Origin of the sequence: Streptomyces sp. V4I2 (assembly GCF_030817655.1) — a bacterium.
In the GTDB taxonomy this organism is placed as follows: Bacteria; Actinomycetota; Actinomycetes; order Streptomycetales; family Streptomycetaceae; genus Streptomyces; species Streptomyces plumbiresistens.
On sequence record NZ_JAUSZM010000003.1, the window covers coordinates 9,167,956 to 9,179,952 of the forward strand.

Sequence of the window (11,997 nt, forward strand, 5' to 3'; positions counted from 1 at the left end):
CGGCAACCGGTCTTGCTGCGGTTGGTGTTGCGCGCGGGCTGGCCAGCAGGGCCAGCGACGCGGCCAGCACGGCCGTCCGCCTGATGATGCTCATGCGATCCTCGTCCCTTGTGCCACGGCGGGCAGCTGCCGGCGGGCGCGGTGCCACGCGGCCTGATCGGCGATGGTCTGATCCAGCGGACGGAAGGCGATGTCCAACTCCCGTATCGCCCGGGCGGACGAGACCCTGCGGCGGTCGCCCTCCAGCAGGACCCGCATACCGGTGCGGGTGGCGACGGGCTCCTTTCCGCGCGCCTTCGCCTGCCACTCCATGAGGGAGGCGAGCGGCATGGCCGCGGGGGCGGGAAGCCTGCGGGGCACCGTCCCGGTGCCGGTCGCCCGGACGACGGCGGAGCAGATCTCGTGCAGCGGGTACCAGGAGCCGCCCGCGATGTAGCGGTGCCCGGCGTCGCCCCGCTCCGCGGCGGCGACGCAGACGGCGGCCACGTCACGGGCGTCCACCACGTGGTTGCCCGCCGCGGGCAGCGCCTTGACGGCGCCGTGCGCGACGGCCAGGAAGAGCCGTCCCGCAGAGGTGGGGCCCGCGTCACCGGGCCCCCACATCCAGCCCGGCAGGACGAGGGGCACCCTGAGTCCGTACCGCGCGCCGTACCGCTCGCGCAGGGCGTCCTCGACGCCGCGGATCGCCCGCTCGGCCCGGATCTTGCTGGCGCGGTAGTGGTTGTCCTGCGTGGGCGCCCCGTTGGGGGTGCCCTCGTCGCCCGGTGACCGGACGTCGCCGCCACCGAGCACGGCGATGGAGCTGGTGTGTACCACCGTCGGCACCGAGGCGTCCGACGCCGCTTTCAGCAGCTCCTCCACCGCGGCCACGTTGGTGCGGTAGAGCAACTCCAGGTCGTGGCCCGGCTGGTAGTACTCACGGAAGTACGCGGCCGTGTGGATCACGGCGTCCATGCCGCGCAGGGCGTCGGCGTACGTCCGGACGTCGGTGACGTCACCGGTGACCAGCCGCAGCGCGAAGTGGTCCGGCAGCAGCTCGCGAGCGCGGTCGGCGTTGCGTACCACCGCCGTCACCTCGGTGCCGCCGGCCAGGAGCTGTTCCACGACGGCGTTGCCGAGCAGGCCGGTGGCTCCGGTGACGAGCACTCTGCGCAGTCCGGTGGAGTCCCCCGCTCCCCTGGGGTCACCGGGAGGCGACGTGTCGCTCATTCTTCGTCCTTTCACGGGATTCGGGGTCAGCGGGGTCGGGGACGGCGGACGGGTGGGCAAGGTCCGCGGCCGGCTCCTCGCGCAGGCCGAAGCGGCGGTGCACCTTCAGCAGTGGTTCAGGCGCCCACCAGGCGCGGGGTCCGAGCAGCCGCATCACGGCGGGGACCAGCAGGGTCCGCACCACCAGGGCGTCGACCAGCACGGCGAGGGCGATGCCGAAGCCGAGCATTTTCGTGTTGGTGATCCGCGACAGGCCGATGGACACGAACACCACGCTCAGGACCACGGCGGCCGCGGTGATCAGTCCGCCGGTGGTCCGCATCGCGTGCGCCACGGCCGCGCGGTGGTCGCCGCCGCGGTCGAACTCCTCCTTCATCCGGGCGATCAGGAAGACGCCGTAGTCCATCGACAGGCCGAAGGCGACGCAGAACATCAGCACCGGAAGCGTCGTCTCCACGTCGCCGGTCGCGGTGAAGCCGAGCAGCCCGGACAGATGGCCGTCCTGGAACACCCACACCACCGCTCCGAACATGGCCGTCAGGCTCAGGGCGTTCAGCCCGACGACCACCAGCGGCAGCACCGCGCTGCCGGTCAGCAGGAAGACGACGAGCAGCGTGGCGATCAGCACGAAGCCGAGGGCGGGCAGCAGGCCGCGGCCGATGGCGGCCTTGCTGTCCACCAGGGCGGCGGCCGGCCCGCCCACGGACGCTCCCGCGGACTCGGAGGCCGCGCGCAGCTCCTCCACCAGCCGCTGGTGCGGGGCGGAGGTGGCGGACGTGTCGTCGTCGGCGACCACGGTCAGCAGGTCGTGACCGGCCTGCCGGCGCGACGCGTCCGCGGGCGAGGGCACCTCCGACCGGCCTCCGTCACGGTAGGTGCCCGCCGACGACTCGACGCGCGTGACGCCGTCGAGGCCGGACAGCTCGGCCGCCAGCCGTCCCACGACGGCCCGGGCCTCGGCGCGGGAGGCGGTGCCGGTGGTCAGCAGGACGGGGACTGCCCCCTCGGGCGAGTCGTCGAAGTCGTCCCGCAGGACCTCCAGGACGGCCCGTGCCTCACTCGTCTCGGGCAGCTGGCGGTCGTCGGCTGTGCCGAAGCGGGCGCCCAGGAAGGGCAGTCCGAGCAGGAGCAGCAGACCGGTCACCACCACGGTGACCTGCGGCGCACGCCGCATCACCGCCTTCGTCAGCCGTCCCGCCGACGCGGCGGGACGCTCGGCCGTACGGCGCCGGCGCACCCTCAGTGCGTCCACCCGGTGGCCCAGCAGCACCAGGACGGCGGGCAGCACGGTGAGCGCGGTGAGCGCGGCCACCAGCACCACGCTGATGCCCGCGTAGGCCAGGGAGCGCAGGAAGTACAGCGGGAAGAGCAGCATCGAGGCGAGCGCCACCGCCACCGTCAGCGCGGAGAACAGCACGGTACGGCCGGCCGTGCGCAGGGTGCGTACCACGGACGTCCCGGGATCGGCACCCGTGCCCAGCTCCTCGCGGAACCTGCGCACGATCAGCAACGCGTAGTCGATCGCCAGCCCGAGCCCGAGCGCCGTGGTGAGGTTCTGGGCGAACACCGACACCTCGGTGAACCCCGTCACGATGCGCAGCAGGGCGCCCGTGCCGAGAACCGTGGCCAGACCCACCAGGACGGGCAGCAGCGCGGCGACCAGGCCGCCGAACACCCATACCAGGACGATCAGGGTCAGCGGCAGGGCGATCAGCTCCGAGCGGGTGAGATCCTCCGCCACGGTGCTCTCGATCTCGTTCTGCACGGCGAGCGCGCCCGAGACCCGTACGGTCAGATCGCCCTGACGGCCCCGGTAGTCCGGTGCCAGCCGCTCCAGTTCGGCCCTGGCCCGGTCGTCACCGCCGTCGATCCGCGCGGCGATCAGCGCCTGCCCGCCGTCACGGGAGCGCAGCTCCTCCAGTCCGGTCTGCCAGTAGGACAGGACCCCGGTCACCGAGGTCTCGAAGGCCAGCCGCTCGGCGAGCCGCACACCCTGTGCGGCCGGCTTCCGGTCGTCGACCTGCGCCCCGGAGGGCACGGACACCAGCAGTACGACGTTCGGCTGCATCTCCGGGTAGTGCTCCTCCAGCACACGCTGGACCCGGGTGGACTCCGAACCGGGGTCCGTGGTGCCGCCGTTGCTGAGCCGCCCGGTCAGGTCCGCGCCGAGGACGACGGCGTCGAGGATCAGGACGACGGCCGCCAGCAGGAACAGCCATGGCCGGTGCGCGATCCGGGCACCGAGCGAACGCAGCCCGAAGGACGCGCGCCCGGGCGGCTCCTGCCTCATGCCGCACGCCCCGCGGGAGCGGTGAGCACCGACACGCCCGACGCCAGCGCCGTCAGGTCGTGGTGGGAGGACCAGGCGCCGACCGCGCCGTCGGGCCGGACGTAGATCACCACGGGGCCCTGCGCGGCCAGGGAGACGAGCGACTGACCCGTCTCGACGACCCGGGCGACCGGCACCGAGTCGTCCCAGACGCCAGCGGGCCGCAGACCGGTCACCAACACCACGTCCGCCTGGTCGGCCACCGGCGAGCGGCCCACCATGTCGGCCGTCTCCTGAGCGGTGCGCTCGGCATCCGCGGAACCGGCTCCGGCCGCGACGACCAGCAGCGTGTGCCGGCCGGCCGCCAGCAGTTCGTGCAGCGACCACGTGGACGTGCCGGAGAGCGGATGCCAGCCGGCGTCGGGCAGCCGCCCACCAGGCCGCAGCGTGGACTTCTTGTCGACGCGGGCGCCGGCCTCCCCGGCTGCGCCGCCCGCCGAGAGCCGGCCCGGCACCGCGGGGCTCGACTCCAGGCCCGGGTCCAGCTGCGCGAGTTCGGGCACCATCTTGCGGTCGAGAGCACCCGATGCCGACGCCAGCCTCAGCGCTGTGTCGCGCAGTACCCGCTTCGGTCCGGCGCGCAGCATCCACAGCTGCGTCTGCCGGTCCGAGTTGCGCAGCGCCCGCAGCGCCGCGGGGCGCCGCTCCACCTCGTAGCTGTCGAGCAGCGCCGGGTCCGCGCCGTGCTGTACGGCCGCCAGCTTCCACCCCAGGTTGAAGGCGTCCTGCACGCCGGTGTTGAGGCCCTGCCCGCCGGCCGGGCTGTGACAGTGCGCGGCGTCACCCGCCAGGAAGAGCGGGCCGGACCTGAAAGCGCTCGCCACCTTGGTGTGCACCCGGAACGTGCTCCGCCAGCTGGTGCGCCGGATCTTCCAGCCGTCGGGACCACGGGCCGTCAGCAGCGCCTGGAGGTCGTCGTCGGACAGCGGCGACACCTCACCGGTGGCGTCCCGGTCGAAGAAGATCCGGTGCCCGCCGCCGGGCAGCGGCACGACCACCAGGACACCCTCGGGAGTCAGGTGGTACTGCGCCTCGTCCTTGGGCAGGTCCCCGCTGATCTCTCCGTCGCCCAGCAGGAAGTCACGGGCGTACGTGCTGCCCTCGAAGGCGATTCCCGCCGCCTCGCGCACCTTGCTGTGCGAGCCGTCCGCCCCCACCAGCCAGCGCGGTGACATCGAGGAGAACGGGGTGGAACCAGGCGCCGAGAGGGTCGCCGAGACGGAAGCCGTGGCGCCGCCGGTGAGCTCGACGCCGACGAGGGTGGTGTTCCACTCGACGTCGCCGCCGAGCTTGCGCAGCCGCGAGTACAGCGAGGCCTCGGTGATGGACTGCGGTACGCACAGCGGGCGGGGGAAGGCCGTGCCGGCCAGCGAACCGAACCGCACCTGGCCGGCGCGCTTGCCGTTGGACCAGTAGGACGCCCCGGCGAGCGGCAGCGCGCGTTTGGTCAGGCAGTCGGCCACGTCGATGCGGCGCAGCACCTCCAGCGCGCCGCTCCACAGGATCAGGGCCTTCGGCTCGCTGGCCGGTCCGCCCCTGCGGTCGATCACCCGGCACTCCACGCCGTGCTGGAGGAGGGTGCACGCCAGCGTCAGCCCGGTCGGGCCTGCTCCCGCGATCAGCACGGGTTCCTGGTTACTCATACCGGTTTCCTGACTGGATGGGTCCCGCGAGAGCGCAGCATGGCGAAGATGTGGTCGATCGCTTCGTCGGTGGTGGTGAAGGGCACGGCGAACATGCCGAGGTCCGAGGCGGTGGAGCAGTTCTCCTCGAGGTCGTCGAGAAAGAGGCACTCGTGCGACGCCGCGGGCAGCCGCTCCAGCAGTCGGCGGTAGATCTCGGGGTCGGGTTTGCGCACGCCCTCGGCCGACGAGTCGACGACGAGGTCGAAGAGTTCGTCCACGGGGAGCTGGGCCCGCCAGCGCGGTCCCCATTCGGCGACGTTGTTGGTGAGCAGAGCGGTGCGGTAGCCGTTCTGGCGCAGGGAGCGCACGAAGGAGACCATCGGCTCGTTGACGGTCCGGGCGCTGAACCACAGCTCCGCGAAGTCCCGTCCGTCGAGCAGGCCTTGGCCCCTGCCGTCCGGCAGTTCCACGAGAACGCGCTCGACCATCTCCGACTCCGTGCACCGGCCCGTCTCCAGGTCGGCCATCGGGCTGCGGCCGTGGCGGGCGGTGGCCTTCGCGAAGGCGTCCCGCAGGTCCGCCACCGGAACCCCGACGGCCGACGCGAAGGCCGCGAACGTCTCCTCCAGGGGATTGGTGAGGACACCGCCGTAATCGACCACGACGGTGGTGATGGGCGTGGTGGTCACTGCGCCACCTCCAGACGGAACGAGGCCGCGATGCTGTCCTGCTGCACGATGTCGACCGTGACCGGAACGACGAGGGTGCCGAGCGACTCGTCCAGCCGGAACTGCTCGACCCGGGCGCGGGCCTCGGCACGCAGGTCGAGCTCGGCGAACTCCTGGAAACGGACGTCCAGCGCCGTCACTCGCAGCCCGTGCGCGGAGATGGAGTGCAGCGACGACACCGACGCCGCCGCCAGCTGCCGGGCCGCTTCCATCAGGAGGTTGCCGGGGATGTGGTCGAGCTGGTGGTCGAACAGGTGAGGGTGGGACGTGTCGGACAGCACGGTGGCGGTCAGCGTGCTCGGCCCCGTCACGACCGGCTGGGTGATCACCACGTTGTACGCGTGCCGGCGTCCCACCGCGGCGGGATCGGCGGCCACGTGCACGGGCAGCATGCCGAGCACCCCGGCGAGGGAGGCGCGACGGCGGACCCGCAGCGCGTCGTAGACCTTGCGGTTGAAGAAGGCCAGCCCGCCGCTGAAACGCAGCGCGTCCTTGCCCTCCACGGTCAGGACGCCGGAGAAGTCGATCGCCTGGACACGGCCGTTCCGCTTGCGCTGCGGGATCACCGCGAACGAGCAGACGACTCGGGCCGGCCGGTTGCCCGTCCGGACGGCGGACAGGTCGAGCATCTGTATCTGCAGGTCACGGAAGATGAAGGCCTCGTCGAGGCCGACCTTCTCGTAGATGTGGGCGAGAAACAGCCCACCCTGGCGAAGGACCTCCACCAGCAGGAGGAAGTCGTGGTTCTCGGACTGCTCACCCATGATGTGCGCGCGTGGCAGCTGTGCCGCCACCTCGTATGTCTCCGGCTGGTCCGGCACCGGTCGCGCGTCGGTGAGGAAGACCTCGGCAATGGCCGCACGGTGGACCGTGGCGCGGGGCACCGTGCTGTCGTATCTGAGGGCGGAACGGAGCTGGTCCTGCGGTGCTGGGCCCGTCATCGATCCTCCTGGCAGGTGAGTGAGAACGGGATCACCTTGCAGGAGGGGGTTGGAACAAGCCCTGGACGAAAGGCTGGACGAAGGACTGGACGAAACGCTGACGGCCCTGGTCGGCATGACCGGCGCGTGGACGAGGGCCCCGGCGAGCCCCGTATGTACGTGCCGCGGTGAGGACTGGGTCAGAGTGTTCCCTGTTCCGGGCCCGTCACGGGCAGACTTTGAGCCATCTTCCGGCCGCTTACCGGCTGGCAGAAAGCGCTTGCAGTGCCTACCGTTCTGCTGTCACATGGCTTTGATTGACCGGGGGGTTGCACATGTCTGGCGTGCTGTTGCGTGAGGTCGGCTACGAACCAAGAGACGAGTCACCTTGGCATTTCCGCCTCTTCGGCACGCTGCAGGTGACACACGCCGACAGCCCACTGGAGCTGGGCCCGCCCAAGCAACGCGCCCTGCTGGCCATGCTGTTACTGAGGCGCGGTATGGAAACCGGGATCGATCAGCTGATCGAGGCGCTCTGGGGTGAGGACTACCCGGCCTACGCCAAGAACCTGATCCAGAAGTCCGTCTCCAGCCTCCGTGGCCTGTTCGCGGCGGAAGCCTCTCCTGAGGAGGGCATAGCCCTGGAGTGGTCGGGGGGCGGCTACCGCCTGGACACCGCGAACGCGTACGTCGATCTCTACGCGTACGAAGGGCTGGCGTCGGCCGGGATCAGCGCCGCCCGCGAGGGCGAGATCCTCAAGGCGGCGGAACTGCTGGAGCGAGCCCGCGTCATGTCCACCGGACCGCTCGCCGAGGGCCTGGAGGGCCCGATGCTCCAGCGCGAACGGCTGTACCGCCAGGAGCGCTTCCTCTCCGACATGGAGGTACGCGCGGAGCTCGAACTGGAGCTGGGCAGACACCGCAACGCCGTCCCGTACCTGCACTACGCGGTGGACAAGTACCCGCTGCGCGAACGCTTCGTCTGGCTGCTGATGCTGGCCCTCTACCGCTCGGACCGAGGCAACGAGGCCCTGAAGCTGTACTCCGACCACCGCGCCCGCAGCATCGCGGAGATGGGCGCCGAACCGGGCCCGAGCCTGCGCGCACTCCATGCCCAGCTCCTCCTGCAGGACTCGGAGCTGATGGTCCTGCCGGCCCTCCAGCAGACGACCCTGCCCCGCCTCGGCACGATCCTGCCCACCCTGCGCACCGACCAGCTCACCTGACACACCACGGTCCCGGCGCCGGGCAGCGGTCACGGCAGGGCGGCGGGTCACAGCAGGGCGGCGGGTGCGGACCGCGGGGGCGCGGGACGGGGCGACGCGGGTGAACACCGCCGTGTGCAGTGCAAGCAGGAGGGCGGCAACTGCGTCGAGGTGGCCGTCGGGCTCCCGGCGCCGTCCGAGTGTCTCCGTGTTCGACAGTCGATCAACAGCCAGCGCTTCGAAGGGCTGCACGCCTACGACGGGCCGCCCGGGTCGTGTCAGTAGCGCCGGGGCGGGAACGATGACGACCGCGCAGCTCACGCCCGACTGCTATGCCCCGGTCGGTGTCTCGCGGCTGGTTGAGAGGGACCCGTCGTCCACCGCTCCAACGGACTCGCCATCGACGGTCGGCAACCGGGCGACGGCCAACGGATCGAAGGTGCCACCCAGAGGTGGGCTCGAGGATGGTCGGCACACTTCCTGAGCTCGGGCGAAGGGCGAACAGGGCCCTTTCCAGGCCCGAGCGTCGTGGCGCTTCATGCGACCACAGAATATTCGGCAGCAAAGTGGCCAGTTCCATTGACGTGCTCTTGGCCGAAACCTATCTTCCTGTCGAAGTTACGCACAGCGTTCGACATATCGAACCCGATGGCCGTCAAAGGGGACAGCCCGTGTACCGCACCTGTTACTGGTCCACTGTCGTGGCTCCTCTGCCGGCCCTGCTTGCTCCACTCGTCACCCAGCCCGCCGCTGCGCTGTCCCCGGTCGCTGCCACGCTCAGGCGATCACTCTGGCCCCTCGCCTGTTGACCGGCCCCACGCGACGTTTCGCGTCACGCGACAGCAGCTGCTGTCCCGCAGCACAGCGACCGCGAGCTGCCCCTTCGAACCCACCTCCCCCGATCATGGAACCCGTAGTACGACAGGAGACGCACATGGCCAGGCTCCTCGGCCGGCTGGCGGCGATATTGGTCGCCGCCTGCCTACTCTTCACCTCCCAAGCCTTGACCACACCCGAGCGGGCCGCCGCCGCTGATCCGGGCTACCTGATGGTGCACTTCACGGGGGAGGGGTCGACCAATCAGCAGATGTACCTCTCGCACAGCACGGACGGCGTGAACTGGAACGACCTCAACGGCGGCGGCATGGTCCTGCGCTCCACGGTCGGTACGAGGGGGGTGCGTGACCCCGCACTGGTGAGATCCCCCGACGGGAGCAAGTACTGGATCATCGCGACCGACCTGTGCATCGGCTGCGGGCAGACGTGGAGCTCTTCCCAGACCGATGCCAGCCGCAACCTCGTGGTGTGGGAGTCCACGGACCTGGCCACCTGGTCGCAGCCGCGGCTGCTCAACGTCGCCGGGGCGATCCCCGACGGCCGCAACGCGTGGGCGCCCGAGGCGATCTGGAACCCGGAGACCAACGACTACGTCCTGTACTGGGCGACGAACGCCACCCTCAACGGCGTGCTGAAGCACCGCATCTACTACGCCCGCACCACCGACTTCCGCAGCATCACCACCCCCCAGCTCTACATCGACCGCGCCGGCACCCAGGGCATCATCGACACCCAGATCATCGAGACGCCGTCCGGCGTCGGCAACTACCGCTACGTGCGGGCCTCCGGCGACGGCCAGATCACGCTCGAAGGCAGCAACTCGATCCTGGGGACGTGGACCAACCTCGGCAACCTCTCCGGCATCGGCCTCACCGGCTCCCAGGTCGAGGGCCCGATGTGGATGAAGTTCAACGGCAGCAACAAGTGGGCCCTCTACCTGGACCAGTACGCCACGGGCGGCGGGTACATGCCGGTCCTGACGACTGACCCGTCCAACCCCGCCGCCTACCAGAAGCAGGCATCGACGAGCTACAACATGGGCGGCACCAAGAAGCGCCACGGCTGGATCCTGAACATGACGGCCGCCGAGGAGAGCCGCGTGCTCGCACGCTGGCCCAACACCGCGGTCAACCGGCTCCAGTCGTTCAATTTCCAGGACCGGTACGTGCGGCACACCAACTTCGACGTGCGCATCGACCCGAACGTCAGCCCCGTCGACGACTCCCAGTTCCGGCTGCGGACCGGCCTGGCGGGTACCGGCACCGTCTCCTTCGAGTCGGTGAACTTCCCCGGGTACTTCCTGCGGCATTCCGCATTCGACTTCCAGCTCGCCTACAACGACGGCACCACCGCGTTCGCCCAGGACGCCACCTTCCGCCAGGTCGCCGGACTCGCCGACGCGACATGGTCGTCGTTCCAGTCCTACAACTACCCCGACCGGTACATCCGCCACTACGCGTACCAACTCAAGCTCGAACCGATCACCACCGCGACGGCGCGCAGCGACGCCACCTTCCGTGTGACGAGCTGACCCGCGCAGAACAAGGATGCCGGCGCCTGCACGGCGACCTCTCAACTGCCGCCCGCTCAGCTGACCGGGCCGGCGCCGGCATCCCACCCACGAGTGGTTTCGTAAGCGAGAGCGAGCGACGGTGAAGACCTCTCGTTATTGTCCGGCGGTCGGACGAGGACGGTGAAGACGCGGTACTGCAGGCCACCCGCATCACCCTGTGTCTGCTGGCCCAGCGAATCGGGCAGCTCGGCGAGCAGATACAGGCCTGGGCAGTGAGGCGTCCTTCGCCGCGCTGTGCGGGGTCAGCCCTGTCGGGCGTTCCTCGGGCAGCCGGCAGGACCGTCGCCTCAACCGTGGCGGCGACCGGCAGGCCAACGCCGCCCTGACCAGATCGTGCAGACTCGCCTGCGCTTCGACCCGCACACGGTCGGATGGTCGAGCCCTGCTGTGGCGATCGTCACGAGGGTCTTCGGGGGGCCGCTGCGTACGCTGTTCGTGGCCGTTCGTGAGGGACACCCCGGGGGCGTGAGGATGACCCCGGGTGCCCCTCCCAACATCTGATGAACCGTCAGAAATGTCAGCGACCATGCGACTCGCTGTAAGGTGTGGAAATAGCCCTTGACCTGCAAAAACGCAGGCAGGGAGCCTACTTTTCGGGAGTATCTCGATGCTGCGCACCATGTTCAAGTCCAAGATCCATCGCGCCACCGTCACCCAGGCCGACCTGCACTACGTGGGATCGGTGACCATCGACGCCGACCTGCTCGACGCCGCCGACCTGCTGCCCGGCGAACTCGTGCACATCGTCGACATCACCAACGGCGCCCGGCTCGAGACGTACGTCATCGAGGGCGAGCGCGGGTCGGGTGTCGTCGGGATCAACGGAGCGGCCGCCCACCTCGTCCACCCCGGCGATCTGGCGATCATCATCAGTTACGCTCAGGTGACCGACGCCGAGGCGCGGGCACTCGAACCCCGGGTCGTGCACGTGGACCGCGACAACCGCGTCGTGGCCCTGGGGGCCGACCCGTCCGAGCCGGTGCCGGGCTCGGACCAGGAGCGCAGCCCGCAGGCCGTGGTGGTCTGACCCCCGACTTTCGACGATCTTCGGACCAGGAGCGTGCCCATGAGCGACATCGAGATCCGCGACGACCGGGCGGCGGGCCGCCTGGAGGCGATCGGCGGCGGTTCGGGTGAAGTGGTCGGCCACATCGAGTACTTCGTCCTTGAGTCGCCCGAGGGCGCGCTCGTCCCGGTCCACACGATCGTCGAACCGGCCCACGAGGGGAAGGGCATCGCGGGCTCCCTGGCCCGTGAGCTGTACGCCACGGCGAAGCGCGAGGGCATCGTCGTCGCCCCGCTGTGCCCGTACGTCGTCAAGTGGGCCGAACGCCACCCCGACGAGGCTCCGCCGGCCGCCCCGGAACTGCTGCGGGCGGCGAAGCAGTGGCTGGTCGCGCATCCGGGCCGGTTCTGAGCGACCGTCCGGGCCGGTCCTGAGCGACGCGGTCCGACCACTCCGGTTGATCGTCCTCGCCGGACCGGTCGCGACACCGCCGACGCCGTCCCGCCCTCGGCGAGGACGTACGCGGGGCGCACGCCCGCAGACCCACCCGGCTCAGCCCCTTCAC

Annotated in this window: 9 protein-coding genes and 1 pseudogene; 5 read left to right on the plus strand and 5 right to left on the minus strand. The window is 70.5% G+C overall.

The window, feature by feature from the left end; all coding sequences use genetic code 11:
- Positions 1 to 90: 90 nt before the first annotated feature.
- The 5 genes from QFZ76_RS42780 to QFZ76_RS42800 are packed head-to-tail and all read right to left on the minus strand — an operon-like array spanning position 91 to position 6,832.
- Entirely contained in the window at positions 91 to 1,209 is a 1,119-nt protein-coding gene (locus QFZ76_RS42780; protein WP_307678723.1) for an NAD-dependent epimerase/dehydratase family protein, read from the minus strand.
- Positions 1,184 to 3,499 carry an MMPL family transporter gene (locus QFZ76_RS42785; RefSeq protein WP_307678724.1) on the minus strand — a complete coding sequence of 772 codons (2,316 nt, stop codon included), beginning with the start codon at positions 3,497 to 3,499 and terminating at the stop codon, positions 1,184 to 1,186. Before QFZ76_RS42785 ends, QFZ76_RS42780 begins: the two co-directional genes overlap by 26 nt.
- Positions 3,496 to 5,181 carry an FAD-dependent monooxygenase gene (locus QFZ76_RS42790; RefSeq protein ID WP_307678725.1) on the minus strand — a complete coding sequence of 562 codons (1,686 nt, stop codon included), beginning with the start codon at positions 5,179 to 5,181 and terminating at the stop codon, positions 3,496 to 3,498. The genes QFZ76_RS42785 and QFZ76_RS42790 overlap by 4 nt, the downstream gene beginning before the upstream one ends.
- On the minus strand, positions 5,178 to 5,852 hold the full coding sequence (locus QFZ76_RS42795) for an HAD family phosphatase (RefSeq protein ID WP_307678726.1): 675 nt from the start codon (positions 5,850 to 5,852) through the stop codon (positions 5,178 to 5,180). Before QFZ76_RS42795 ends, QFZ76_RS42790 begins: the two co-directional genes overlap by 4 nt.
- Positions 5,849 to 6,832, minus strand: a complete 984-nt coding sequence (locus tag QFZ76_RS42800) for an AfsA-related hotdog domain-containing protein (protein ID WP_307678727.1) — start codon at positions 6,830 to 6,832, stop codon at positions 5,849 to 5,851. The genes QFZ76_RS42795 and QFZ76_RS42800 overlap by 4 nt, the downstream gene beginning before the upstream one ends.
- Before the next feature lie 314 nt (positions 6,833 to 7,146).
- Here QFZ76_RS42800 and QFZ76_RS42805 point away from each other — a divergent pair, with 314 nt between their 5' ends.
- The 5 genes and pseudogenes from QFZ76_RS42805 (at position 7,147) to QFZ76_RS42825 (ending at position 11,843) form a co-directional block, all read left to right on the plus strand.
- Positions 7,147 to 8,037, plus strand: a complete 891-nt coding sequence (locus tag QFZ76_RS42805) for an AfsR/SARP family transcriptional regulator (protein WP_307678728.1) — start codon at positions 7,147 to 7,149, stop codon at positions 8,035 to 8,037.
- A 913-nt stretch (positions 8,038 to 8,950) separates the two neighbouring features.
- Entirely contained in the window at positions 8,951 to 10,384 is a 1,434-nt protein-coding gene (locus QFZ76_RS42810; protein ID WP_307678729.1) for a glycoside hydrolase family 43 protein, read from the plus strand.
- Between the two features lie 247 nt (positions 10,385 to 10,631).
- Positions 10,632 to 10,752 (plus strand): annotated as a pseudogene (locus QFZ76_RS42815) (transposase); the annotation flags it as partial.
- 281 nt (positions 10,753 to 11,033) lie between these two features.
- Positions 11,034 to 11,453, plus strand: a complete 420-nt coding sequence (gene panD, locus QFZ76_RS42820; protein ID WP_307678730.1) for an aspartate 1-decarboxylase — start codon at positions 11,034 to 11,036, stop codon at positions 11,451 to 11,453.
- A 39-nt stretch (positions 11,454 to 11,492) separates the two neighbouring features.
- Positions 11,493 to 11,843, plus strand: a complete 351-nt coding sequence (locus tag QFZ76_RS42825) for a GNAT family N-acetyltransferase (protein ID WP_307678731.1) — start codon at positions 11,493 to 11,495, stop codon at positions 11,841 to 11,843.
- Positions 11,844 to 11,997 lie beyond the last annotated feature (154 nt).